This is a genomic window from Tabrizicola caldifontis (genome assembly GCF_004762095.1).
Lineage (GTDB): Bacteria > Pseudomonadota > Alphaproteobacteria > Rhodobacterales > Rhodobacteraceae > Tabrizicola > Tabrizicola caldifontis.
Map to the genome: position 1 here is coordinate 1 of NZ_SIJH01000011.1, position 25,721 is coordinate 25,721.

24 protein-coding genes are annotated in these 25,721 nt (G+C 64.2%); 23 read left to right on the forward strand and 1 reads right to left on the reverse strand.

Annotated features, from left to right (window positions below; all coding sequences use genetic code 11):
- Window positions 1-656: 656 nt before the first annotated feature.
- Genes EYB42_RS10340 through EYB42_RS10385 form a run of 10 tightly spaced genes read left to right on the forward strand, consistent with a single transcriptional unit; the run spans window position 657 to window position 13,211 of the window.
- Window positions 657-1,355, forward strand: a complete 699-nt coding sequence (locus tag EYB42_RS10340) for a sugar transferase (RefSeq protein WP_135450035.1) — start codon at window positions 657-659, stop codon at window positions 1,353-1,355.
- A gap of 40 nt (window positions 1,356-1,395) precedes the next feature.
- Complete coding sequence (locus tag EYB42_RS10345; protein WP_135450036.1) at window positions 1,396-2,658, forward strand: polysaccharide biosynthesis/export family protein; 1,263 nt, start codon at window positions 1,396-1,398, stop codon at window positions 2,656-2,658.
- A 59-nt stretch (window positions 2,659-2,717) separates the two neighbouring features.
- Complete coding sequence (locus tag EYB42_RS10350) at window positions 2,718-4,163, forward strand: lipopolysaccharide biosynthesis protein (protein WP_205909975.1); 1,446 nt, start codon at window positions 2,718-2,720, stop codon at window positions 4,161-4,163.
- The gene (locus tag EYB42_RS10355; RefSeq protein ID WP_135450038.1) at window positions 4,156-5,493 is read left to right on the forward strand and encodes a glycosyltransferase family 2 protein; all 1,338 of its coding nucleotides are present in this window, start codon (window positions 4,156-4,158) and stop codon (window positions 5,491-5,493) included. Before EYB42_RS10350 ends, EYB42_RS10355 begins: the two co-directional genes overlap by 8 nt.
- Complete coding sequence (locus tag EYB42_RS10360; protein ID WP_135450039.1) at window positions 5,490-6,677, forward strand: glycosyltransferase family protein; 1,188 nt, start codon at window positions 5,490-5,492, stop codon at window positions 6,675-6,677. Before EYB42_RS10355 ends, EYB42_RS10360 begins: the two co-directional genes overlap by 4 nt.
- Window positions 6,678-6,682: 5 nt before the next feature.
- A complete protein-coding gene (locus EYB42_RS10365) occupies window positions 6,683-7,762 on the forward strand; it encodes a glycosyltransferase family 2 protein (RefSeq protein WP_135450040.1) in 1,080 nt (359 codons plus the stop codon).
- Between the two features lie 17 nt (window positions 7,763-7,779).
- Window positions 7,780-10,104 (forward strand): GNVR domain-containing protein, encoded by a 2,325-nt coding sequence (locus EYB42_RS10370; protein WP_167850988.1) that lies wholly within the window; start codon window positions 7,780-7,782, stop codon window positions 10,102-10,104.
- Complete coding sequence (locus EYB42_RS10375; protein WP_240784094.1) at window positions 10,079-10,915, forward strand: family 16 glycosylhydrolase; 837 nt, start codon at window positions 10,079-10,081, stop codon at window positions 10,913-10,915. The genes EYB42_RS10370 and EYB42_RS10375 overlap by 26 nt, the downstream gene beginning before the upstream one ends.
- 1 nt (window position 10,916) lies before the next feature.
- Window positions 10,917-12,173, forward strand: a complete 1,257-nt coding sequence (locus EYB42_RS10380) for an O-antigen ligase family protein (RefSeq protein ID WP_135450042.1) — start codon at window positions 10,917-10,919, stop codon at window positions 12,171-12,173.
- Between the two features lie 33 nt (window positions 12,174-12,206).
- Window positions 12,207-13,211 (forward strand): phosphoribosyltransferase family protein, encoded by a 1,005-nt coding sequence (locus EYB42_RS10385; RefSeq protein ID WP_135450043.1) that lies wholly within the window; start codon window positions 12,207-12,209, stop codon window positions 13,209-13,211.
- Between the two features lie 49 nt (window positions 13,212-13,260).
- Here the strand turns inward: EYB42_RS10385 and EYB42_RS10390 are convergent, their stop codons facing one another.
- Window positions 13,261-13,515: a hypothetical protein gene (locus EYB42_RS10390; RefSeq protein ID WP_135450044.1), complete on the reverse strand. Its 255-nt coding sequence runs from the start codon at window positions 13,513-13,515 to the stop codon at window positions 13,261-13,263.
- Between the two features lie 221 nt (window positions 13,516-13,736).
- On the opposite strand from EYB42_RS10390, the gene EYB42_RS10395 reads away from it, so the two are divergent.
- The 13 genes from EYB42_RS10395 to EYB42_RS10455 all read left to right on the forward strand — a co-directional run bounded on the left by EYB42_RS10395 (window position 13,737) and on the right by EYB42_RS10455 (window position 25,695).
- The gene (locus EYB42_RS10395; RefSeq protein WP_135450045.1) at window positions 13,737-14,681 is read left to right on the forward strand and encodes a glycosyltransferase family 2 protein; all 945 of its coding nucleotides are present in this window, start codon (window positions 13,737-13,739) and stop codon (window positions 14,679-14,681) included.
- Complete coding sequence (locus EYB42_RS10400; protein ID WP_167850990.1) at window positions 14,662-15,504, forward strand: polysaccharide deacetylase family protein; 843 nt, start codon at window positions 14,662-14,664, stop codon at window positions 15,502-15,504. Before EYB42_RS10395 ends, EYB42_RS10400 begins: the two co-directional genes overlap by 20 nt.
- Before the next feature lie 275 nt (window positions 15,505-15,779).
- On the forward strand, window positions 15,780-15,977 hold the full coding sequence (locus EYB42_RS10405; protein WP_205909976.1) for a Flp family type IVb pilin: 198 nt from the start codon (window positions 15,780-15,782) through the stop codon (window positions 15,975-15,977).
- Window positions 15,978-16,090: 113 nt separating this feature from the next.
- The gene (gene cpaB, locus EYB42_RS10410; protein WP_135450048.1) at window positions 16,091-16,909 is read left to right on the forward strand and encodes a Flp pilus assembly protein CpaB; all 819 of its coding nucleotides are present in this window, start codon (window positions 16,091-16,093) and stop codon (window positions 16,907-16,909) included.
- A 25-nt stretch (window positions 16,910-16,934) separates the two neighbouring features.
- A complete protein-coding gene (locus EYB42_RS10415; protein ID WP_135450049.1) occupies window positions 16,935-18,392 on the forward strand; it encodes a pilus assembly protein TadG-related protein in 1,458 nt (485 codons plus the stop codon).
- A 5-nt stretch (window positions 18,393-18,397) separates the two neighbouring features.
- Entirely contained in the window at window positions 18,398-18,898 is a 501-nt protein-coding gene (locus tag EYB42_RS10420; protein ID WP_135450050.1) for a TadE/TadG family type IV pilus assembly protein, read from the forward strand.
- Window positions 18,895-19,539, forward strand: coding sequence for a TadE/TadG family type IV pilus assembly protein (locus EYB42_RS10425; protein ID WP_135450051.1), 645 nt, complete (start codon window positions 18,895-18,897; stop codon window positions 19,537-19,539). The genes EYB42_RS10420 and EYB42_RS10425 overlap by 4 nt, the downstream gene beginning before the upstream one ends.
- 26 nt (window positions 19,540-19,565) lie before the next feature.
- On the forward strand, window positions 19,566-20,786 hold the full coding sequence (locus EYB42_RS10430; RefSeq protein WP_135450052.1) for an AAA family ATPase: 1,221 nt from the start codon (window positions 19,566-19,568) through the stop codon (window positions 20,784-20,786).
- A gap of 4 nt (window positions 20,787-20,790) precedes the next feature.
- Complete coding sequence (locus EYB42_RS10435) at window positions 20,791-22,182, forward strand: CpaF family protein (RefSeq protein WP_135450053.1); 1,392 nt, start codon at window positions 20,791-20,793, stop codon at window positions 22,180-22,182.
- A gap of 3 nt (window positions 22,183-22,185) precedes the next feature.
- The gene (locus tag EYB42_RS10440) at window positions 22,186-23,160 is read left to right on the forward strand and encodes a type II secretion system F family protein (protein ID WP_135450054.1); all 975 of its coding nucleotides are present in this window, start codon (window positions 22,186-22,188) and stop codon (window positions 23,158-23,160) included.
- Window positions 23,161-23,173: 13 nt separating this feature from the next.
- Window positions 23,174-24,169 carry a type II secretion system F family protein gene (locus EYB42_RS10445; protein WP_135450055.1) on the forward strand — a complete coding sequence of 332 codons (996 nt, stop codon included), beginning with the start codon at window positions 23,174-23,176 and terminating at the stop codon, window positions 24,167-24,169.
- A gap of 201 nt (window positions 24,170-24,370) precedes the next feature.
- Window positions 24,371-25,219, forward strand: a complete 849-nt coding sequence (locus EYB42_RS10450) for a helix-turn-helix transcriptional regulator (RefSeq protein WP_135450056.1) — start codon at window positions 24,371-24,373, stop codon at window positions 25,217-25,219.
- On the forward strand, window positions 25,219-25,695 hold the full coding sequence (locus EYB42_RS10455; RefSeq protein WP_135450057.1) for an A24 family peptidase: 477 nt from the start codon (window positions 25,219-25,221) through the stop codon (window positions 25,693-25,695). Before EYB42_RS10450 ends, EYB42_RS10455 begins: the two co-directional genes overlap by 1 nt.
- Window positions 25,696-25,721: the final 26 nt, after the last annotated feature.

Consider the following 25,721-nt stretch of genomic DNA (forward strand, 5'->3'; position numbering starts at 1 on the left):
CTTGGGAAAGAAGGGCTTCAGCCGCGCCATCTGCGCGTCGGTCAGCCAGAAAAGGTTGCTCATGCTCCAGTCTCCTTTCGGAGATTGAATCAGGCCAAGTCTACAAAATCAATGGGTCCTGACCCTAAAACAGCCTGCATGGGCCGCCGGGGCCCGAAAAGCCCGAACGCCGCGCGCCCGTCGTCGGCATTTCGATCGGCCTTGCTTCATGGCTGTCCCGCTGCGGTTCCAGCATGGTCAGGGCAAATTGCCATGCGGGATTGGTAGCTGAATCGGAAACAATCGGCAGCAAACAAGGCGATGCAAAATCATCCCGTACGCCTGATCTCAGGAGACGGGGGGTTTTCGAATGACGACCGGTCGGGATCTGTGCCCCGGCGAATCGGTTGGCGAAATTTCCGGCTCGGGGAGACGTCGGTTTTCGGGATGTGTCCCTGGCGGGGCAATATGCCATTTAAGGTTGAAAAAGCTACCATAATTTACAAGCTCTAGTAGTGCCGTCTGCCCTAACGTCGATCTTCCGGATCGAAACTCCCTAGCCTCAAGCCACATTTTGGACATAATCTGATCCCGGCTCTTCAGCGGTTCTCATCCGGCCTGACGACACTTCAAAGACTGCCGTCGCCGCACTAGCGATAAGGGGTGGACTTATTGAAATGAAACAGAATTATATCAGACTTTCGCAGCAGGACCGGATAGTGCTGCCATCTGCGCAACAATCCCTTGAGATCGGTGGCGACATCCGGGGGGGCTTTCGCAAGCGTGCCTTCGATGTCGCTCTCGCGACCGTGGCGATCGTTCTGCTGTCTCCGTTGCTGATCGGCGTGGCTCTTGCGATCCGGTTGTCGGACGGTGGCCCGGCCCTGTTCGGTCAGACGCGCATCGGAGCGAACGGCAAGCCATTCAGGATCTGGAAATTCCGCAGCATGGTGCCGGATGCCGCTGAAAGGCTGCGCGAACACCTCGATCGCGATCCTCAGGCGAGAAGGGAATGGCAGGCGACAAGAAAGCTGAAATGCGACCCGCGAATTACGCCGCTTGGCCGGGTTATCAGAAAATACAGCGTCGATGAATTGCCGCAGCTGTTCAATATCCTGCTGGGTGACATGAGCTTTGTCGGGCCTCGTCCAATCGAGGAGGCAGAGTGTGTCCGATACCGCCGGTCTTTGCGCCATTATCTGAAATGCCGTCCGGGACTGACGGGATTGTGGCAGGTCAGCGGCAGAAGTGATACGTCCTATGAACGCCGGGTCGTTCTTGATCGCTATTACGCGACGCACAGCACGCTGAAACTCGACATGGCCCTGATTCTGAAGACGGTCCCCGTCGCATTGACCGGCCAGGGATCATACTGAAGTGAGTCCGCAAGCGTCGCGTAATTGAAGGAAAGGTTGAATGTCATCCTGCCGGTGCCTTCTTGGTGCAGTCCTGTGGCTTTGCCTTCTGCCCGTGGCCGCAGTGGCCGAAGGCTACAGGATATCGCCAGGTGACGAGCTCAGCCTTCGCGTTCTGGAATGGCAGCCGGTCGATGGACAGGCGGTGGAATGGGAATCCATGCGCGGCGATCTGCGCGTCGATGCCGAAGGCAGGGTGACGGTGCCCTTCCTGGGCCCTGTCGATGCGGGCGGCCTGTCGCCGGACGACCTGTCCGGGAAGATCGCCGCAGGTCTGCAGGAACGGCTTGCCGTCACCACATCGCTGGACGCGATCATTCAGGTCACGGCCTACCGTCCCGTCTATGTGACCGGGGCGGTCCGCAACCCGGGCGAATACCCGTTTAGGCCGGGACTGACCGCTGCGCAGCTTGTCGCGCAGGCCGGTGGCGGTGGCCTGGGACAGGGAAACGGGTCCGTCGATCCGCGCGAAATCCTGACGCGTGAGGGCACCATGCGGCTGCTCCAGCTCGAGGGCGAGCGCCTGGCGATACGGCGCGCCATGCTGCAGGCCGCGATCGAGGGGCATGAACAACTGGTCGTTCCCGAACGCCAGGACGGGGGAACCTGGCCAGAAAGCCTGATCAAGAGCGAGAACGAAGTGCTTCGGCTGCGGCGGGAACGGCGCACACGCGAACTTGCCACCCTAGATAACCAGATCCTGCTTCTTCTGAACGAGATAGAATCGTTGACCGGCAGGGCCGAGGCTCTGGAACTTCTGGTCGAAAGTGCCCGCCGCGAAAAGGAGAACGCCCAGTCCCTTGCCGAACGCGGCCTTGCCGTCGGATCCCGCGTGACCGAAACCGAACGTTCGCTTGCGTTGACCGAGGCGCAGTTGCTTGACGTTTCAACCGCCAGGCTGCGGGCACGGCAGGCCATAACCCAGGCCGAGGCCGAAAAGCAGGCCCTGCGGGACCGCGACCTGATCGAGGACACGCGCGAACTTCAGCGCGTTGAAGAAGAGCTGGAGCGCGTGCTTGCCTCGCTGGACACGCAGCAAAGCCTTTCCATTGTCGAGACAGGACTTGTGCTGGGCAGCGGCCTGACGGACGAGGATCTGACGATGCCCGAACCGATCGTCACGATCCTGCGGGGCAAGGGCCAGGACGCCATCAGGCTTTCCGGCCTTGAAACCGAGCTTGAGCCCGGAGACGTTGTCACCGTCGCGATGCCCAGAACCTGGGGCCGCTGGTTCGATGACCAGCGAAGCCGGGTGAGTCAATGAAGCCGGTCGCCGGGCAACCAGCAGCGGACGCCGTTGCCGTGCCCGGTGCGCGTTCTCATGTGTCGGTAGGACGTGGCCGGATTGCCATTCTGGGCGTCGGCTGGTCGGCCCTGAATACCGGTTCGGCGCTGCTCATCTCGGTCATCGTGTTCATCATCACCTCTCGGTTGATGGGGCCGCAGGAATTCGGGGTCGTCGCTCTTGCCATCTCGATCATCACTGTCGTGGGCTGCGCAACCCCTGGCGGATTTGGCGAAGCGATCATCCAGCGGGTCGAAATCGCGGACGAACACCTGGATACGGTGTTCTGGCTGTGCGTCGGATCCGGCCTGATCTTCTTCGTGCCGATCGTGCTGCTGGCCGACACGGTGGCCGAAATCGCCGGCGAGCCCATCCTGACGCTGCTTCTGCCCTTTTTCGGGGTGAAGATGATCCTCGATCTGGTGGCGGTCGTGCCGCAGGCGCTGATCGTGCGGGCCATGAAGTTCAAGCATATCGCGGCCCGGACGGCCATCGGAAACAGCATCAGCGGGCTGATCTGCATCCTGATGGCATTGAACGGTTACGGGGTCTGGGCCCTGGCCATGGCACCGATGATCACCTCGGTCGTGTCGCTGGCCATCCTTGTCTGGGCCGCGCGCTGGATCCCCGGGTTCCGTGTGCGGGTCAGCGCCGTCCGCGACCTGCTGCGTTTCGGACTTTTCGCCTCTGCCAACAATGCGCTGTATTTCCTGAACATCGACAGGCTGGTGCTGGGGTTCCTGGCAGGACCGGCTGTCCTGGGCCTGTACTTTCTTGGCAAGCGGCTTTTCGATCTGCTGAACGGGGTAACCTCCGGGGTGATCCAGCCAGTGTCCACGGTGTTCTTCGCCTCGATCCAGAAAGAGCCTGACACGCACATCCGGGCCCTGCGCAATGCCCTGCGTGCAACTGTCATCATCTCCTTTCCGGTCTTCGGCGGGCTGCTATCGGTGGCCGACAGCGCCGTGCCCCTGGTTCTGGGCGATCACTGGATCCCCGCGGTGCCGGCAGTGCAGGCTTTTGCCGTCATTGGTCTTTTCGCGGCACTCGTCGCAACGTCGCATGCGTTGGCCACCGGTCTTGGCAGGGCGGACCTGCCATTCATCGTCGATCTGCTGCGAAACCTGATGGCAGTCGTGGCGATCCTGCTGTTCCTGAACCAGGGCTTCCCGGCTGTCATGGCTGCTTTGGTTGCGGCGCATGCCGTCATGCTGCCAGGCACTTTTCTTATCGCCCGAAAGCTGGCCGGTGTCACTCTGCGGCAGTATCTGGAGCCTCTGTTCATGCCGATGCTGGCAACGCTTGCGATGTGCGCCGTGCTGCAGGTGCTTCCGGGGTTTCTGCCAGAGGCGGGGCCGGCGATGATCCTTGCGGCGCAGATTGTCGTGGGGGCGACCGTCTATCTTGGCATCATCCTAAGCCTGTCCGGTCGCGAGATTGCCGAGCTGAAACAGACGTTCTCTAAGGGGGCCGCAGGTGAGTGAAGCAGGGCATGCCCAGTTCGCCCAGCACCGCGCGCAGACCGTCCCCGAGGCGACGGGCGAACCGCTGATCTCGGTCATCATGGCGAACCTGAACGGTGAGCCGCATCTGGAACGTGCGATCCGGTCTGTGCTGGATCAGACCCACCGGAACCTGGAGCTTGTCATCAGCGATGACGGATCGGGCGATTGCAGCCTTCGGCTGATCCGGGACGCCATGGCGAATGATCCCCGTGTCCGGCTGCTTGAGTCGGACAGACCGACCGGCCCGGCGGCGGCCCGCAATCGCGCGCTGAACGCTGCCCTGGGCGACTGGATCGCCATCTTCGATTCGGACGACATGATCCACCCGCAGCGACTGCAGCGCCTTCTGGCGGCGGCGGTGGACCTTGGCGCCGACATAGTGGCGGATGATCTGGTCTTCTTCGGGGAAGATCCGGGCGAGCAGCCGGGCACCCTTCTGCAGGATCTGGATCTGCGCGGTCCGCAGGAAATCGATGCACTGGCCCTGGTCTCGGGGAATCTGGCCGGGGCAAGCGATCTGTCGCTTGGATATCTCAAGCCGCTGATCCGCCGTGGGGCGATGGGCCAGATCCGCTACAACGAGGCGCTGAGGATCGACGAGGACTATGATCTCTATCTGCATCTTCTGATGGCGGGCGCGCGGTTCTTCGTGATCCCCGAGGCCATGTATCTTTACCGCCGTCACGCGCAGTCCACCTCGCACCGGATCAGCGCCTTCAGCCTGGAGCGGATGGTGCAGGCGCAGTCGGAATTCCTGGACGGACTGCCCCCGGACAAGGCGGACCTGTCGCGCGCGGTCAGCCTGCGCATGCGGGATCATGTCAGGGAACTTGGATATGTTCGCGTAATCGACGCGATCAGGACGCGCAGGTGGTTTGCGGCCACTGCCGGTCTGCTCGGATCTCCGCGCAACATGGCGTTCCTGATCCGCAGTCTTGGGGAACGCCTGCAGCGCAGGCGTCTTCGTCAGAATGCCGCCCGAACCCGGATCAACCTTCTGCTGTGCCGACAGGGGCAGGATGTTCCGGCGGAATATTCCGGTTTCACCAGGTTCGAGGTGCCGGATGTGTGCGGCCCTGCATCAGGGCCATCAGCGGCGCGCATCTGGGCACGTCTGGCAAGCCTGGCATGCAGGAACGATCTCGCCATCGTCGCGCTTGACGAGGCAGGCGAATTCGCGCTGGGCCTGGTGCCCCGTCATGTTGGCGCCGAGGTGCGCCGGACCGCTGCTGCGAAAGCTGGCCTATCCGGGCAGGGCGCGCCCGTTTCCGCAGATACCGCCGCCGTCGCCCATCCGGAGGAGGCATGACGAACATCCTTTACCTGTCGCATGATCTGGACGATCCGGCCACCTGGCGCCGGGCAAGCATGCTGGAGGCAGGCGGTGCTTCGGTGCGTGTTGCCGGCTTCCGCCGCCTGACCGGTCCTATCGGTCGCAAGGCAACGGTGCTGGGGCAGACCCACAGCGGCCGTTTCCTGCATCGTGGGTTCAGCGCCCTGCGTTCGATCGCGAAGGCCCGTGACCTTGCCGGCAAAGGGGCGTTCGATGTCATCGTTGCCCGCAACCTGGAGATGCTGCCGCTTGCCCGCAGGGTTCACAGATTGTCGTCCCGGCACAGGCCGACCCGGCTGATCTACGAGGTTCTCGACATTCACCGTCTGATGGTCGGTCCGGGCCTTGTGCCCTCGCTGATGCGCCAGGTGGAACGCCATCTCTGCCGCGGCGTGGACAGGGTGGTGATTTCCTCGGAACGGTTCTGGGAAGAACATTTCCGCCGCTACGGTCAGGTGGCAGCGCCCGCTTTGCTGGTCGAGAACAAGGTCTGGGATCCGATGGCCGCTGACCCGGCGCCGCAGGTCATGCGCCCCCCGCGAAAGGCAGGCGAGCCGCTGGTCATCGGCTGGTTCGGCATCCTGCGCTGCGCCGAGTCGCTGCGCTGCCTCGACGGGCTTTGCAGGGCTGCGGAGGGGCGGGTGCGCCTGGTCCTGCGGGGGCGTCCGGCGCTGGCCGTCCTGCCGGATTTTCATCAGGTCGTTGAGGCAAACCCGCATATCTCTTTTCACGGTGCCTACAGCTATCCCGACGATCTGCCCGGGATCTACGGCGAGGTCGACATTGCCTGGCTGGTTGACCGGTTCGATGCCGGGGCCAATTCGGACTGGCTGCTTCCGAACCGGCTATACGAAAGCTGCGCCCACGGTGCCGTCCCTCTTGCGCTGTCCGGTACCGAAACCGGCCGGTATCTTGCGCGCCGGGGACTTGGCCTCGTCCTGGCCGACCTGCGGCCGGATACGGTATCAGCCCTGCTTGCCGGGCTTGACGATGCGGAACTGGCATCGCTGCAATCGCGGATCTGCGCGATCGACATGGCAGATTGGCGCACGACGCGGCGGGAATGTGCCCGGCTGGTCGATCAGCTGGCCGGGCGCAGGATGGATTCAGACCCCGCTGCCGACCTGCTGTCCCCCCAAGCCGAAAGGGTGGCCGGATGACCCTCATGACGCCATATCCCCTTGACGACGTCCAGCCGGCGACCGCCGGTGGCACGCCCGGTCCACCGGGGCGGATCGCCATCGTCATTCCGACACTGAACGAGGCGCGCCACATCATCCGGGTGATCCGCGCCGTCGCCGGTGGCGCCGATCGGCTTGGGGCGCACATTCTGGTTGTTGATGGCGGTTCGACCGATGGCACACTGGACCTGGTCCGGCAGGAAGCCCGCCATCGGCCCGGGCTTTTCCTGCTGCACAACCCCGGGCGTCTGCAATCGGCCGCCGTGAACCTTGCCGTCAGGCATCTTGGCGATACGGCCGACTGGATCATTCGCGTGGACGCCCACGCCGACTATCCGCATGACTACTGCGAGGCACTTTTCGCCGAGGCTTGCCGGACCGGTGCCGACTCGGTCGTCGTCAGGATGCACGCGACGGGCCGGGGGCTGATGCAGCGCAACATAGCCGCAGCGCAGAATTCGCTGTTCGGCAACGGCGGTTCGGCCCATCGTGGCAGCGGCGAGGGCCGTTTCGTCGAACACGGCCATCATGCGCTGATGCGGGTGGCGGCATTCCGCAAGGTCGGTGGCTATGATGAAGGCTTCAGCCACAACGAGGATGTGGAACTTGACCAGCGGCTGGTGAAGGCGGGGTTCCGCATCTGGCTGACCGCGGCGACAGTTATGGAGTATCACCCCCGCGACACCTTGCGCGGCGTGGCCCGGCAGTATTTCAGCTTCGGGGCCGGCCGGATGGCAACGGCCCGAAGGCACCCGGGCAGTCTGCGCAAGCGGCATTTCATCCTGATCGGGCTTGCGCCGCTCGGTGGCCTGGCGGCCTTTGCGCCGGCCGTACCGCTGCTGGCACTGCCGCTTGGCCTTTGGCTTTGCGCCTGCCTTGGGGCCGGCGTCGTGACGGCCTTTCGGGCAGGGAAACCGGCAATACTGGCATGTGGTGTGCCGGGGGCCGTCACGCAGATGGCTTGGTCCTTGGGCTTCTGGGCCGAGGCATTGCGCCTGCGAACGGGCGTGGCAGGGCAAGGGCCCGGATCCGGCCATGCGCCACATGAGATGACCGGAAGGTGACAGTGAAGCGAATGCTCGTGCAAATCAAAGACAGCGATCCCGGTATCGTACAGGGGCCGAAGCCGACAGTCGGCCCGGTGCGCAAGGGCAGGGAGATTGATCTGAATGCCCTGGTCGCTGCAGTCATCCGGCAGAAGAATGTGGTCATCGCGGCTGTTGCCGTCGCGCTGCTGCTTGGCCTGCTGCATGTCCTGACGGCGCCGCGGGTCTACATGGCCTCGACCCAGGTGATGATCGGCGATGACGTCGCAGGCGTCGGCAACGGCTTCAACCGACCCGCGTCGATGACGCAAAGCGAGGTGACGCTGGAAAGCGCGTTGAGGGTGCTGCAATCGCAGACCCTGGCGCTGGCGGTCGTGGACAAGCTGCGCCTGCATGAGAACGAAACCTTCATGTCACCGCCCCGGTCCTTGCCCGGGCGAATCGTGCAAGGTTTGCGCGCGGTGCTGTCAGCCATCATCCCCGGCGGCGGGCCCGCTGCGGATCTGGCAGATCCGCAAGCGGCCGAACTGCACAAGCGCATGGTCGCGGCCGATGCGCTGCGCGAGAGCATCGACGTTCGCCGCGAAGGACGCAGCTCGGTCTTTCTTGTGCGCTATGCATCATCCGACCCGCAGCTTGTCGCGGCCATCGTGAACGCCTATGGCGAGGCTTTTGTCGCCGATCAGCTGATCGGCAACGTCGAGGCATCGGCCAGGGTGCTGGATTGGCTGCAGCAACGCCTGTTCGTCATTCAGGACAACTCGACCCAGGCCGCCCTGCGGGCCGAAGAGTACCGGGCGCGCAGCGGGTTGGAGACGATCGAGGGCGAACCGATCACGGTCCAGATGATCGCCCAGCTCAAGTCCGACCTTGCCAGGGCCACGGTCGAGCGTGCGCGGCTGCAGGCGCTGAGCAAGACCTATGACGAGCTGCGCCAGCTGGATCCGGAACGTTTCGTTGAATCCGGTGCCGCGGGGGCGCGTGTCCCGGATGCAGAGTTTTCGGCCGGCCAGGAACGTCTGCTCAGCCTGCAGCAGCGGCTTGACGAAGCCGAACGGCGTTACGGGGCGGACCATGCAGAGGTTCGCCAGCTGCGCGAGCGGATTGCCATGGAGGGTCGCGCCCTGCAGCGCGAGATGCAGCGTCTTTACGAGACGACCGCGAATGCCGTGCGCGCTGTCGAAACCGAGATTTCCATGCTGCAGAACAGTATCGACGAAATCTCGAACGAGAACCTGGATCTTGCGAAATCGCGTGTGGAACTGCGCGCGCTGGAGCGTCAGGCCGAGATCTACGAAGCCCTGAACGAGACCTATCTGCTGCGTCTGAAGGATCTGGAACAGACCCAGACCTTCCCGGTCACCAATGTGCGGGTGCTGTCCTTTGCGGATGTGCCGCAAAAGCCTGTCGCCCCCCGCAAGACCATGGTTCTTGCGATCATGCTGATCCTGGGGGCGATCGCCGGCGTCGGTGCTGCCCTGTGGCGGGAACGCCTGGAACGGGTGATCCGTACGCGGGAAGACCTGCAGGATGCCAGCGGCTTGCCGTTCCTTGGCTATCTGCCCGTGATGGCGCCCGATGACATGGACGGTGCGACCGAGCCCGAAACGGCAAGCAGACCGGCACGCGGCAGCGACGCCCCCCGCAAGGCCTTCAGGCATGAATTTGCCGTGCTGAAGAATCCCAGATCCCAATATTCCGAAACGCTGCGCAACATTCGTATCGCGGTCGAATCCTCGGGCGGCGGCAAGACGGGCTATGTGCTTGGCGTGGTGTCGATCCGCCCGGGTGAAGGCAAGACGACGTCGGCCAGGAACCTGGCGGCCCTTGCGGCAGTTGCTGGACGGTCGGTCCTGCTGGTGGATGCCGACGTCAGGACCGCTGCCCTCAGCCGGGGATTGCGCCAGTCGATGGGCGTGGGCCTGCGCGAGGTGCTCACGGGGCGGGCCGCCCTGGAGGGGGCGCTGCGGCGTGAAGTGAACACGGGCCTGCATTTTCTGCCCTTCACCTCTTCGACGAATGACGCCACGGCAGGCGATCTGATCGGCGTGCCGGAGTTCCGAAGCCTGATCAACGAGGCCCGCCGGCGCTATGACCTGACGGTGATCGATCTGGCACCCCTCGCGCCGGTTTCGGATGCGCGCGCGCTGGCCCCGTTGCTGGACGGCCTGGTGATGGTGCTGGAGTGGGGGAAGGTGTCGAAGGAAATCCTGCAGGAGGTTCTGTCCGCGGACTCTGCCCTATACGAAAAGCTGATCGGGATTGCCCTGAACAAGACCGACATGGATGCCCTGGCGCGCTACAGCCGCACCACCCCATTCGAAGAATACTATGATGGCTACAGTGAACCCAAATCGTGATCCGAGCGCGCGCCGCAGGTGCGATGCTGCGCTGAAGCCCTTGCGGGCGGCAGGTTACGGCCTGGTCGTCTGGCTGACCGCGGCAGGCGGCGCAGGGGCAGAACTGGTCCTGGGCGGATCCTTCAAGGATGACTTCACGACATTCGATCCCGATCGCTGGTATGTGTCGGATGGCTGGAGCAACGGCGACCACCAGAACTGCCAATGGTCGGCTTCGGCCGTGGTTCATCTGCCGGGCAGGGTGGCCCTTGACTTCATTGCCGATCCCACCCCGACCCACGCCTACCGCTGCGGAGAGATCCAGTCGCAGCAGCGGTTCGGCTATGGCACCTATGAAGCCAGGATCAAGACCGATGACGGAAGCGGATTGAATTCGGCTTTCTTCACCTACATCGGTCCGGTCCATGGCGAACGGCATGACGAGATCGACTTCGAGATCCTGACAGCCAATGTCGATGAGGTGACCGTGAACACCTATGTCGATGGCAAGCCGCATCACGGCAGTGTCCACCCCCTGCCGCATCCGTCCAATTCCGATTTCATCGTCTATTCCTTCATCTGGGAACCCGGACGACTGCGCTGGTTCGTCGATGGCAAGCTGATCAGATCTGTCGAGGATCCGATCCTCCCGGAACGGCCGCAGAAGATCTATCTCAGCATCTGGGGAACAGAGACGCTGAACGACTGGATGGGTCCGTTCGAACCGCCCGAAAGGCCCAGGCGGATGGAAATCGACTGGGTCGCCTACACGGCAGCCGGCGAAGGCTGCCAGTTCGAAGGATCGGTCCTCTGCACACTGTCGGACGATTGAGATGACATCTGTCCTGGAACAGAACGGCATCGGCGCACGGCAGGCAGCGGTCATCAGCATCTGCCCGAACACGGTGCTGAGCGCCCTGATCCTGACCTCTCTGGTTTTCGTCTCCTACCTTGGACGAATCAGCGTGCTGGTGTTCCTTGCCGCCGGCCTGCTGCTGCTGTTGCGGCGTGCCGATCTGGCGATGGATGAAACGCGCCGCCACTGGTGGCTTTATCTGCTGCCGGTGTGGTGCATCCTCAGCCTGCTGTGGTCCGAACATCCCGACCTTTCGCTGCGCCATGGCGTCCAGCTTCTGCTCACCTTCCTGATTTCCGTGACGATCGCCAGCAGGCTGTCGCCGCTGGTGTTCCTGCGCGTCCTTTTCCTGTCGCTGATGATCGCGGGGCTGGCCAGCCTTCTGATCGGCAACGTCCGAGAGGACGGTATCTGGATCGGCATCTTCGAAAGCAAGAACTACTATGCCTTCACGATGGTCTCGCTGGTTCTGTGTTCCTTCGCGCTGCTGGCCGATCGCGGGCAGGCCAGGACGTGGCGCCGGGCCGGTCTTCTTGGCCTGCTTGTCGGATTGCCCCAGATCGTGATGGCAGAATCGGTAGGGGCTGTCCTTGCCACGGCATTCGTCTTCGGCGCGGCGCTGGTCATTCTTGGCACGCAGCTGCTGCCGCCCGCACGCCGGATGGCCGCGATTGCCCTGTTCTGCGTCTTTGCCGTTATCGTGGTTCTTGTCTCGATCTACTTTCTTGATGCGATCATCGCGCTAGTGATCGACGTGACGGGAAAGGATCCTTCGCTTACGGGTCGAACCGATCTCTGGGCCTCTGCCATGGACCAGATCTCCCGGTCGCCTCTGCTGGGCACAGGTTATCGGGCTTTCTGGGTAGAGGGGAATGCCCTGGCCGAGCAGATCTGGGCAGACTTCTACATCGCATCGAAATCAGGGTTCAATTTCCACAACCTCTTCCTGTCGAACGCTGTCGATATCGGGATTGTCGGTGTCGTTCTTCTGTTGACCCTGCTGATCCCGGCCCTGCTGCTGAGCACACGCTGGGTTCTCTATACCGGCAGGGCCTCGGCCCTGTTCTGCTTCATGGCCACCGCCTTCGTCATGGTCCTTTCAATGGTCGAGGTGCCGGTCTTTTTCGAGTTCAATGCACTGACGGTGATGGTGGTCGCGTCCCTGGCCTATGCCCTGCGGGCCAACCGCGAGGTTGATCTTCTTCACCCTGAAAGTGCCGCACGGATGGTCTGAGTTTTCGTCACGCAACGCAGGAGGCGGCGCAGAATGGAATTCAAAAGCTACGCCGACCTCGAGGCAGACGTGCTGTCCATGCTTCCGCGCCTGCCGCGCGACCTTGACCTGATCGTTGCCATCCCGCGCAGCGGGCTTGTTCCGGCCAGCATGATCGCCCTGCACATGAACCTGCCGATCACCGATCTGCAGGGATTCTACGAAGGACGGCTGCTCGCCTCGGGTGATCGCAGCCTTCGCGGAAAGCGCGCGACCGACGGTTCGCTGAATGTGCTGATCGTCGATGACAGCGTCGGCACGGGTGCCCAGCTGCGCAAGATCCGCGAAGGGCTGGTGGCGCGCGCTCTTCCGCATCGCATCAGCATCGCCGTGGTCTATGCCACGCCCGTGGGTGCCCCGCTTGTGGATTTCTACAGCAGGCTGGTGCCGACGCTGCGGCATTTCTTCGCCTGGAATGTCATGCATCATGACGCGATCGAGACGTGGTGCGTGGACATCGACGGCGTCCTGTGCCGCGACTGCCTTGTCGAGGAGGATGACGAGGGCGATCGCTACGCGCGCTTCCTCGAAACGGCCGAGCCGCTGTTTCTTCCGACGGCAAAGGTGGGTTGGCTGGTCACCGGAAGGCTGGAACGGCACCGCCCCGCCACCGAGGCATGGTTGCAGCGCCATGGGGTGAGCTATGACAAGCTGGTGATGCATCCGGCCGGCTCGAATGCCGCCAGGAAGGCCAGCGGGGGTGGCGGGCGGTTCAAGGGAGATTTCTACCGGAAGATCGAAGCCGGCCTGTTCATCGAAAGCAATGCCTGGGAAGCCGATCAGATTTCCAGAATTTCGGGCAAGCCGGTGCTCTGCATGGATTCGCGATCCATGGTCACGCCCGGCAGCGCTGCCATCCTGCGGAAGGTGGCGCGCAAAGGGCCCGGGGCCTACATCCGCCATGCCAGACGGCTGATCGAGAACTTCCGCGAAAAGCGAAGGAACGCAAGCCACGCAAAGTCGCTTGCAAAGTCAGATAAGGGGAGAGACCGGCCATGACCGGACTGCCGCCAAAGATGCAGCCTTCAACCCGACCTGGGCCGTTCGGTCACGCCTTCGGGCTGCCCGACCGCTCTCTCACGGGTTTGGCGAAGTCACCCTGATGCGCAAAGACACCCTGCGCGCCCCCGTCCGCCCAGGCCGTGTGCTGGCCGTCGCCAGCGAACCGCGCCATGGCGACCAGAAGTGCCGTGTAAAGCAGTTGCGCAACCACAAGGGCAGCGAACCACATTGCCACCGCAAATATCAACGACCCGCCAAGTGCCAAGACCGCAATTGCCGTTGCGCCGGCCGTGACGAACATTCCAATCAAAAAGGAAGACAGCTTCATCGTCTGCTCTCTAGCTTGCCCGTATGCCCCAGGTCGCCGTCAGTGCCTGTTATCGTGCGGCGACCTGACACATACGCTAACAACAGGTCAGGTCTGCATCAATGGATGCATGGCAATTATGGCCTAAATAAGCCCAAAACCGCCGAAGCCGGCGGGAATGTCGGGTGGCGCCGAACAGCTTCAGAGGGTCGGCGATGAAGGACACACGATTCAGCGGCCCTTCCGCGCCCGGTCCGCGCGTGGCCTTCGGGGTCTGCACCTTCCGGCGGCCGATCCTGGACCGGACGCTGCAAAGCCTGGCCGCGCAGTCGGCCCTGCAGCAATGCAGCTGCTGCATCATCGTGGCCGACAATGACGACACGCCCTCGGCGCGGGGCGTGGTCGAACGGGCCGGGGTCGGCCAGGCGTTGCCCGTGCATTACGTCCACGCCCCGGCGCGCAACATCTCGGTTGCGCGCAACGCGCTGATGGAGCGTGCCATCGCGCTTGACGCCGATTTCCTTGCGATGATCGACGACGACGAGGTGGCAACCCCCGACTGGGCCGCGGCGCTGATTGCGGAAATCTCGGGCTCGGCCGCCGATGCGGTGCTGGGCCCGGTCCGTGCAAGCTACCGGCCCGGGGCGCCGGCATGGATGCGCAAGGCGGGCCTGCACGATGTTGTCCCGGTCATCCGGCCCGACGGCAGGATCCTGACAGGCTACACCGGCAATGTCATCCTGCGCCTGGGCAGCGGGCGGCTGCGCGACCGCCGCTTCGACCCGGCCTATGGCCGCACCGGCGGCGAGGACGACGTCTTCTTTCACGGTCTGGTCAGGGATGGCGGCACGATCGGCTATGCCCCTGCCGCCGTCGCGTTCGAGGACATCCCCGAAGGGCGCGAGAAACTGGGCTTCCTGCTGCGACGGAACTTCCGCGCGGGCCAGACCTTCGGCCGCATCAACGCCCCGGCGCGCGCCGCAGGGCGGGCCATCCTGTTCGCGACGTCCACGGCGAAGGTGTCCGTGCTGCTGGCGCAGGCCGGGCTTTCCGTTCTTTCGCCGGCGCGACGGACGCGGGCGCTGATGCGCGCATCCCTGCATGCCGGGGTCTGTTCGCAACTTCTTGGGGGAAAGATCCTTGAAATCTACAGATCATAGACCTTCGGACGGCACGCCTGCGCCGGGCGGGCGTGTCGCACACCCCGCGCCCGGCCAGCCATCCGACCCCGCCCCGCGCCGCACCACGCTGGCGGGCCGCATTTCCTTTGCCGCGGCCACGCGCCTGCGGCTCAGGCGGCTGCCCGATTTGCCGGGGCAGGGGTTCCTCAGCATCAGCTTCGACGACATCCCCCGCTCTGCCTGGACTGCGGGCGGCGAGGTCCTGCGCCGGCACGGGGTGCGGGCGACCTATTTCCTGAACGGCGCCCTGTGCGGCACCGTCTTCGAGAACCGCGAACAGTATCGGCCCGAGGATGTGGCCGACATCGCCGCCGAAGGGCACGAGATCGGATCCCACCTTTTCCACCACGTCAGCACGCTTGGCCTGACCCCCGGCCAGGTGCGCCGCGAAATCGCCCTGAACGACGCCTTCCTGCAACAGGCCGTCGGCCCGGGGTTCCGCGCCCGCAGCTTTGCCTACCCCTATGGCGAAATCTCGCTTGGGGCCAAGTGGCTGTGCAGCCGCCGCTTTGCGACATCGCGCAGCGTCCGGCCGGGGCTGAACCGGTCCGGCGCCGATCGTGACCAGCTGCGGATCATCGCCATCGACAACATCTTTGCCCGGGGGGCAGACTGGGGCGCAACCCTGGCCGCCGTCGCGCGCCAGGGGGCCTGGGCCATCGCCCTGGCCCACGGGGTGGACGACAGCGATCACCCCTACAGCTGCCCCGCCGAAAGGCTGGACGGCTTCATCCGGCAGGCAAGGGCCGCGGGGCTGGAAATCCTGCCGATCGCCACGGTGGCAGACCGCCTGGGCGCCTGAGGCACCCGCACGCCGAACCGGCGCCGCATGGCTCGGAACACCGGGGAATCATCCGCCCATTTCCCGCCATGATTCCAGCGGTCTAGCCACCATTCAGCCACATTCCCGCCCACGCCCGGCCAATCTTTCAACCGTGGCGGGTAAAGTTCATCGTTCCAGTGGATGCGCCCCGGCACGACTCGGGCGTAGTCTGGTGGCAATGGGCCCGCACTGCTTGCCGCGCCGGGTGCCAGGACTGGACAGGTTTCTGCCAGAGCAACCAGATGGAGTGTAACATGACGAATTTCCTGAAGAAGACCTTCGCCCGCCTGATCAAGGACGAGAAGGGCGTTACCCTGGTCGAATACGGCATCGCTCTTCTCGTCGCGGTGGGCGTGGGCACCGCGGTTATGGGCGCGCTGTCCACTTCCGTGCAAACGAAGGTGAACCAGGCGACATCGGCTCTTGGGGGGAACCCGCCCACCACGAACTGATTCTTAGGAGATATGGACTGAGGGCGCCTCGGCGAACATGCCCGGGCGCCCGAATCTCCCTCAACCACTGAGACTCCTGGCAACCTTTTCGCCGCAATGATCGGAATTCGGACATGCGCACTACCTCCTTCCTCACATTCCTTGCCGGTCTCGCCGTTGCCGGCGGGTCGGCCTACATGGTGCGCGACCTGATGGAAACGAAATATGCGCAGGTCGAAGCCCAGGCCTGCACCAACGATCTGGTCAAGGTCGTGATCGCCACGCAGGACATTCCCTTCGGCAAGGTGATCGACGCGGGCAAGCTGGCCGTGATCGACTGGCCGGCATCCGCCCTGCCGCCGGGGGCCTTTACCGACCCCGCCGCGCTGCTGCCCGCCGCGGGCACCGACCCGCGCCGCGCCAAGATGGCGCTGGCCAAGGGCGATCTGCTGCTGGCCTCGAAGGTTTCCGGCTTTGGCGAAAAGGTGACGATCGTCCAGTCGCTGGGTCCGAACCGCCGCGCCATCGCGATCAATGTGACGGCGGAAACCGGTGTCGGCGGTTTCGTCACGCCCGGCGACAAGGTGGACGTGATCCTGACCCATGGCCGGTCCGAGGATCTGAAGACCGTCACTATCATGCAGAACATCCGGGTGATCGGCGTCGATCAGGACGCCAACGCCGACAACGACACGCCCGGCATCGCCCGCACCGTCACGCTTGAGGTCACCGCCGAAGAAGGCCAGCGCCTGGCGCTGGCGCAGAGGGCGGGCACGCTCAGCCTGGCCCTGCGCACCATCGAGAACGAGGACGAGCCGGTTCTGGAAGCGATCAGCCTGCGCGACGTGCTGCGCGAGCCCGAGCCCCAGGATGTCGCCGCGCCCGAAGAGGTGACCGTGCGTTCCGTGGTCGTCCGCCGCGGTGTCGAGACCACGGAAGACGAACTGCGCTGACCGGGCCGGAACAGGGGGGGAAGCGATGCGCAATCCGGCAAGGATCAGGGATTTCGCCCGCAACCAGGCCGGCACCATCCTGGTCTTCTGGGGCATTGCGCTGGGCGTGATCCTGGGGATCGTGGCGCTGTCCTTCGACCTGGGCCGCGCCAGCATCACGCGGTCGGAACTTCAGTCGTTCGCCGACAGCGTGGCCCTGGCCGCGGCGGGCGAACTGGACGGCAACAGCGACGCCATCGTGCGCGCCACCGCCGCCGCGAACCTGATCAGGGACAGCCAGAGCTTTGGCAACACCAGCCGCATCCTTGAAGGGCAGGCCAGCTTTACCCTGACCTTCTTCTCGTCGCTGCCCGCAAACGACACTTCGGCGATGACGGCGGTGACGACCGACCCCGCAAGGGCCGCCTTCGTGCGGGTGACGGTGACGCCGACCGTGGTGGAAAGCACCTTCGGCGCCGCCTTCGCCGCGCTGACCAACCGGCAGAACCGCGACTTCAACCTGGGCGCAACCGCCGTGGCGGGCCTGTCCACCTATGCCTGCGACATCACCCCGATGATGTTCTGCCTGCCAAGCCCGAACTACAGCGCCAAGGACAACATCGGAAAGATGGTGCTGCTGCGCAGGGGAGGCAACGGTGCCGCCTGGGGTCCGGGGGATTTCGGCTTTCTCGACCCGACGGGCATGAAGATCGACCCGACCGGTCCCTGTGCGAAAGAAAAAGGTGCCCAACTGCTTGCCTGCCTTGTCGGGGCAGTGGACCACATCACCCAGTGCTTCAACCAGCGCGGCGTGGACATGGAGCCGGGCCAGAAGGTCGGCCTGGAAGATGCGTTCTTCAACGTGCGCTTCGACATCTATCAGTCGATCATGAACGGCAAGCGCAACGACCCGGATTACGCGCCCGCGCCGAACGTCATCAAGGGGATGAGGCCGCGGAGTGGCGGTGGAGGGGGAGGAGGTGGAGCCGGTTGCAATCTAGAGCCTAATCTCCTGCCTGACGGCACGCCTGAGACACTTGCGTTGCCGCGTGATGACTGCATGCCCGCTTGCGGTCGTTTTGGCGACGGGGACTGGACGGCAGGTCGGGCCCGATATGTGGCTGCGAACTATGGTGGCGTCGATCCGCACCCCCCCGAAGAGACACAGACGCGGTATGAGTATTACCTTGCGGAACTCGCCCGCGCCGGCTCCGGGCCTATCCTTACCGGGCGCCGAGAAAACGGCCTTCCGACCTGCTCGACCCGGCCCCCGGCCCCTCCGGATCGCCGGATCATCACCGTGGCCGGTATCGACTGCGCGGCAAACGGGATCCGCGGCAGCGCAAGCAATGTGCCGGTGAAGGAATTCTTCAAGATCTTCCTGACCGAGCCTGTGGTTGACTTCCAGATCTACGGCGAGATCGTCGGCTCGGCCAGCTTTGCGGGCGAAGGCGGCCAGGACATCGGCGGGCTCGTCCGCGATGTCGTGCAGCTTTACCGGTGACCGCGATGCAGTGCCGCCGTCTTGCCCCCAGGATCCGCCGCTTCGCAGCCGACGAGTCGGGCGCGCAGCTGGTGGAATTCGCGATCGTCCTGCCGGTGATGCTGCTGGTCTTTGCCGTCATCGTCGAGGGCGCGCGGATGATGTGGTCCTATCAGACGGTGATCGCCGGGGTGCGGGATGCCACGCGGTTCCTGGCCCGTGTCGCGCCGCGCAACATCTGCGATACGGGCGGCGACGTGACGGGCTATGCAGCAACGCTGACCGGCATCGTCCGCAACGCAAGCGACGGCCGGTCGATCCTGCCCAGCGGTGTCACGGTCACGGCGGTGGAGCCCAGCCTGACCTGCAATGCGGGCGCCTACCGGTCCGACATGGCCCCGATCGTCACGGTGCGCGCCGATGTGCTGGTGACCTTTCCCTTCGCCGGGCTGTTCACCCTGGTGGGGGGCGACCGCCCGGCGCTGCAGACCAGCGTCACCGACCAGAGCAGGGTCTACGGATCATGACCCGCCGTGCGCCCCCCAGTGTCCGCGCTTCGGCGTTCCTGCGTGACGAGGGCGGGGCCACGCTGGTCGAATTCGCCATCGTGATCAGCCTTTTCCTGCTGATCTTCTTCGGGCTGATCGATTTTGGCCGTCTGGCCTATCATGTGGTCAATTCCGAACGCGCGGTGCATGCCGCGGCGCGGGTCGCCGTGGTGCGCCCGCCGGCCTGCCCCAGCGTGCCAACCTTTGTCTCGCTGTCGGGTTCTGCCCCCGCCGGCACCGACTACGGCACGAAATGCAGTGCCGGGGCGAACATCTGCCAGGCTCCGGCCACGATCACCTGCACCGGCAGCGCCGCGAACCCGACGGCTGCCGAGGTCTGGACGCAGGCGCGCGTGGTGCTGCCGCCGAACAGCACGATCGCCAACCTGCGGTTCACCTACAGCTACGACCCCCGGCTCAGTTTCCTTGGCGGGCCTTATGTGCCTGTCGTCACGGTTGCACTGGAAGGCGTGGACTTTGATTTCGTGACCCCGCTTTCGGCGCTGGCGCGGCTGGCCGGGGCGGCGCCGGGCGGGCCTTCGCCCGGATCGTCGATCCCGATGCCCGCGATAAGCGTCTCCTTGCCGGGCGAGGATCTTGCGCATGGCGGGAATGGATAAAGAGCAGGGAATCCAGGAACGGACAGATGGCCCAGAAAGACAAAGATATCGTCCTGATCTCGGAAGACCCGGAGTTCAACGACCGGCTCGGCGCAATCCTCAGCAAGCAGGCCGGACTTTCGGTCACGCAGTGCAATAGCTCGCTTTCCGGGATGAACGGCAAGGCGAACGAGTTTGCCAGGTCGTCCGAGCTGATCATCTTCAAGGCCTCGTCCGACGCGCTGAAGGAGGAACAGGCCCTCAAGTCGCTGATCGCATCGGGTGGGACGGCGCGGCTGCTTGCGGTCAGCGACAGCACGGTTCCGTTCGGCGTGGCGCACGGCCTGCTGCGCGCCGGCGTGTCGGAGGTGGTGCCGGATACGATCGAGGATGCCGAACTGGCCAGGGTCGTCAGCCGTCTGTCGATGCCCAGGCGCCTGACGCTGAACCCGCAGGACCAGCGCGAAGGGCAGGTCATCGCGATTTCCAAGGCGCGCGGCGGCATCGGCGCCACGACGCTGGCCGTGAACCTTGCCGACCAGCTGTGCAGTCGCAAGAAGCTGTTCGGCAAGACGGAAAATCGCAAGGTCGCGCTGGTGGACCTGGACCTTCAGTTCGGTGCGGTGGCGGGCTTTCTGGACCTGCAACCCAACAATGCCTTCTACAGCATGGCGCGCGACCGGATTGAGCCGGACAGCGTCTTCCTGCAGCAATCCATCGAGACGACGCCATCGGGCCTGGCCGTGCTGACGGCGCCGGCGGGGTTCATGCCGCTGAACGCGCTTCAGCCCGACCAGGTAAGCGCGCTGATCCGGCGCCTGCGGCAGAACTACGATTTCATCGTGATCGACCTGCCGCATGCCATGGTCGACTGGCTTACCCCGGTTCTCGAGACAGCAAATCACGTGCTGATCGTCAGCGGCACCTCGGTGCCCTTCGTTCAGCAGACACGGCGGCTGATCGACTTCTTCAAGGAACAGAACCCGTCGATCCATGTCGAGGTGATCGTCGGTCAGGAGAAGAAGCCGCTGATCCGGTCGCGCCGCCACATCGAGGCCGCCAAGGCGCTGGAGACCGAGTTCAGGCACTGGCTGCCCCCCGATCCACGGGCGGCGGAAATTGCCATGGATCGCGGCTGTCCGCTGTCACAGGCGGCCAGCGGATCAGCGCTGACCAAGGAAATCGCCCAGATCGCTGCCGACCTGCTGAAGGCGGCCAGCGAGACAAGCCCCACCCATGATGCAAGAGCCGATCGGCCGGGAAGGTAGAACCATGTTCAAGGATTTCGTCGATCTGTCCCGTCGTGGCAGCAAGGCCGACAAGGTGGTGCCCTTCATCGGGGCCGAACCACCACGCCCTATGGTGCCGGCTGTCATCGTGCCCGAAGACCGGGAGCTGCTTGAGGCGCTGGAACTGAAAAGCCGCCTGCACGAGGTGCTGCTTGAAAGGCTGAACCTCGCCGCCATCGACAAGGTCGAACCTGACGAGCTGCGCCGTGAAGTGTCGGCCCTTGTCACCGAAGAGCTGCGCGACATGGGCAGGCCATTGAAGGCCGAGGACTTCCGCAAGCTTGTCAATGAGCTGATGGATGAAGTGCTGGGTCTGGGACCGCTGGAACCGCTGATGGCCGATCCCACGGTCAATGACATTCTGGTGAACGGGCACAGCAACGTCTATGTCGAACGCAACGGTGTGCTGGAACGGGCGCGGGCGCGGTTCCGGGATGAACGGCACCTGATGCGGATCATCGAAAAGATCGTCTCGCGCGTCGGTCGCCGGGTCGATGAGGCAAGCCCCTGGGTCGATGCGCGGCTCGAGGACGGAAGCCGGGTCAATGCGATCATCCGGCCCTGCGCCATCGACGGCCCCAGCCTGTCGATCCGCAAGTTCTCGCGCAAACCGCTGACCCTGCGTCGCCTGGTCGAGATCGGGACGCTGACCGAACCTGCGATGCGCTTCCTTCAGGCGCTGGTCCAGGCCCGGATGAACATCCTGATCTCCGGCGGCACCGGATCCGGCAAGACCACGCTTCTGAACGCCATTTCTGCAGCCATCGACGACAGGTCCAGGATCGTGACGATCGAGGACGCGGCGGAATTGCAGTTGCAGCAGACCCATGTCGTCCGGCTGGAAACCCGTCCGCCGAACCCGAACGGGCAGGGTGCCGTCATTCAGCGCGACCTCGTGCGGAACGCGCTGCGGATGCGCCCTGACCGGATCATCGTCGGCGAGGTGCGCGGGGCCGAGGCCTTCGACATGCTTCAGGCGATGAACACCGGGCATGACGGGTCGATGACGACGGTGCATGCGAACTCGGCGCGCGATGCACTGGGGCGGATCGAGCAGATGGTCACGATGATCGGTCTGGACCTGCCCCTGTCGGCCATCCGCGCACAGATCGCCTCGGGGATCCATATCGTCGTCCAGGCGGCGCGGCTTTCCGACGGCAGCCGCCGCCTGATCAGCATCAGCGAGATCACCGGTCTGGAGGGTTCGGTCATCACCATGCAGGACATCTTCGTGTTCCGCCGGCTCGGGGTCGGCGAAGATGGCCATGTCCTGGGCGAATTCGTCCCGACCGGCATTCGGCCCCACTGCGCCGACGCCCTGATCAGTGCCGGCGCGCATTTCGATCCGGCCGATTTCCAGCTGGGAAGGGGCTGAGCGGTGCAGGACTTCTTTTCCGAACAGACACAGATCTTTCTGATCTACTGCGGTGTTGCCGTGGGCGTGCTTGTTGCCTTCACGTCGCTTACCGCCTTTCTCAGCCGGCGCGAGACAACGGAAGAGGTCCGCTCGCGCCGGCTGCGCATGATCCGCGAGGGTCGTTCGATCGAAGAACGGCTGGCACTGCTGAAACCGCCCTCTGCCGACGAGGTCGGCGGGCGAATTCCGATCCTCGGCAAGCTTGCGGTGCTGTTGCGGCGCGCCGACCTTTCCCTTTCGGTCAGCAGCTTCCTGGCGCTTTGCCTTGTGCTGGCCCTGGGCAGCTTCCTGCCCATGCTTCTGACGCCGGTGCCAGTGCCGGCGGCGGCCGCCCTGGCCCTTGTTCTCGGCTTTGGCGTGCCGGTCAGCATCCTGCGGCTGCGGGTCGAGCGGAAGAAGCAGGCCCTGATCATGCAGCTTTCCGACGCGCTGGAACTGATGGCCCGGGGCCTGCGCGTCGGGCATCCGCTGGACATCTCCATCGGCACCGTCGCGCAGGAGATGCCGGACCCGATCGGCAGCGAATTCGGCATCATCTTCGATCAGGTGAACTACGGCGATACCCTGCCGGATGCCTTTCAGGACTTTGCCGAACGGGTGGATATCGAGGATGTCTACTACCTTTCCGCCAGCATCGGCATACAGCACGGCACCGGCAGCGACCTGGCCCACGTGGTCGAACTGCTGTCGAAGGTCGTGCGGTCGCGCATCATGATGCGCAGGAAGGTGCGCGCCATCTCGGCCGAGGGGCGGGCCTCGGCGGCGTTTCTTTCGGTGCTGCCGATCCTGATGTTCGTGTTCACCTCGATCTCGTCGCCGAACTACTACGCCGGCGTCTATGACGACCCACTGTTTGCGCCCATGGCGACCGCCATCATCGTACTGACGATCGCGAATGCGCTGATCCTGCGCAAACTGGTCAATTTCCACGTCTGAACCGGAGGCCGCCATGCTGCAATATCTGGAACAGGTTGCCCTGCGGCTGGGCCTGCAGCCCGAAGCCCTGCTGGCGATCGGCGTGGGGTTCGGGGTGCTTCTTCTGGCCATCGGCCTGGTGACTGCGCTGCGTCGGCCTGACCCGGCGGTGGCAAGGATCGCGGCGATTTCCCGCACTCGACAGCAGCAGCGCCGGGATCGGATGTTCCTGCTGCCGGCGGAACGGGGACCGGGCACGCTGATGAAGGCGTTCGTGCCTTCCGAAAAGGAAAAGCGCAGCTCTCTGCAGCGCAAGCTGATGCAGGCCGGGCTTACACGGCCGGATGCCATACAGATCTACACTCTGGTCCGTGTCGGCCTTGCGATGGGCCTGCCTGTGACATTCCTTGCCCTGCTCTATCTTGCCCGGATGTCGGACACGATCCTTCCGGCGGGGCTGACCCAGACTCTGGTCGGCTTCAGCACGTTGCGGGTGTATCAGATTCTCTCGGTCCTGCTGGCCATCGGCTATTTCGTGCCCACCTACTGGCTGGAATCGCGGGTCAAGGCACGCAAGCTGCGGATCGAAGAGGGTTTCCCGAATGCGCTGGACCTGATCCAGGTCTCGATCGAGGCCGGGCTTGGCTTTGACGCGGCGATGACCCGGGTCGCCAACGAACTCAAGCGCGTGTCACCAGAGATATCGCAGGAATTCCTGACGGTTCAGTATCAGGTGCAGGCCGGCCGCCCGCGCGATGCGGCCATGCGCGACATGGCCGACCGTGTGGGACTGGAATCGATCCGTTCCTTCGCCAATGTCGTTCAGCAGTCGATCAGGTTCGGCACAAGCATGTCTCAGGCGATGACAACCTATGCCGACGAACTGCGTCAGACCCGCGAACTGCGCGCCCAGGAAATGGCCAACAAGCTGCCGGTGAAGATGTCGGCCGTGATGGCATCCCTGATGCTGCCGGCCCTGATCATGATGACCATCGGACCCGTGGTGATTCGCTATCTGCGCCAGTTCTGATGCCATTTCCGGCGCCAGGGTACGCAAGTCGGAAATCGCACCACGGGCCATTGGTATCGTTCCGACACACAATCCCGCAGACGCGGCAACCGCAAATTGAAACAGACTTGCCGAACAGGAACACCCGTCCAAACTTCTTGCAGATGGCCATGGATGGTTCATCATCTGGGCCATTGACCAGTGAAGTTCCAGGTGATGCCCATGTCGTTGTTGCAGCGGACCGAAAGCGAAGACCAGTCCGATCTGCGTCTGGTTGCAGAGGTTGGCCTGATCGGCGCCGTTGCACAGTGGTGCGAATGCCTGCATGGTCGTGATCCGCTGTTGAAAAGCCTTGAAACCCTGGGAAAGGGACTTGGCGCCGAGATCGTGGCCATGGTCCGCTATGCCCGCGATGGCGGCGCTTCGCTGCGCAGCCTGGCCTGGGATCGTGCAATCGAGGATGGAAACGCCAGTCCCGTGGACAGGGGTTTTGCACGCGCGCTGATGGGCCCGTATTTCGAGGCATCCCGGCCAGGCAGTCTGTGGTTCCGCTCGATGGTCGAGACGGGAACGACCTCTGACCTGGAAGAGTTCCATACTGCACGTCACCTGCGGGAACTTGCCGTCATCCCCTTGGAATTGCAGTCGCGCTTCGTCGATACCGTCGAATTCCATTTCCGGGACCGGTTGCGCAACCATCAGCAACTTATCCTGAACAGTCTTGCGCCTGTCCTGGCCACAACCTGGCAAAAGCGGGCCCAGGGCCTGTTCACCGAGGCGATCCTGCGACCACCTTCCAAGGCTTCCAGCCGGGATCTGGCGCCGATCCTCAGCGCCGAGAATCCGGCCAGGCTAAGCCGCGCCGAATACCGGGTGTCGCTGCTTCTAAGCCGTGGCCTGTCGATCGAACAGGTGCAGACGGAACTGCACATCCGCGAATCGACCTTGCGCTCCCACCTGAGCAGCCTTTACGCCAAGACGAACTGCTCCAACCTGGGCGAGCTGATCTATCGACTGACGTCGTCCGCCCCGACACGCGGCGCACCGGCCTCGCTGGCCAGGTTGGCCTGATGACTGCCGAAGGGCTGCTTCTGTCCGCGCTTGCCCTGATCGTTGCCGCCAGCGCGATTTCCGACCTGCGCCATCTGCGCATTCCGAACACGCATGTGCTGGTCGCGCTTGGGCTGTTTGCCGTCACGGCCCCCTTCATGCTGGCCTGGCCAGAGCTTTCTCCCAGGCTTCTGGCGGCTGGCATCACCTTTGCCCTGTGCTTCGCCCTCTTCGCCCTGGGTGTGATCGGGGGAGGAGACGCAAAGATGATGCCGGTCATCATGCTGTTCGTCCCCGCGCAGGACGTCGTGGGCTTCATGCAGGTCTTTGCCCTGGCGCTTGGCGCCGTCAGTCTTGGCGCGCTTGCGGTTCAGCGCGTGCCGTTCTTCCAGAGGCTCGGCTGGGAAAGCGCCCGTGCCCAGCGGCATGTGCCGGTCGGGATGGCCATGGCGGCCGCGGTCATCTTTCTTGCCGTGACATCCCTCGTCGGCGCATGAGCCGACTGCCGTTGCTGCGGGCCTGT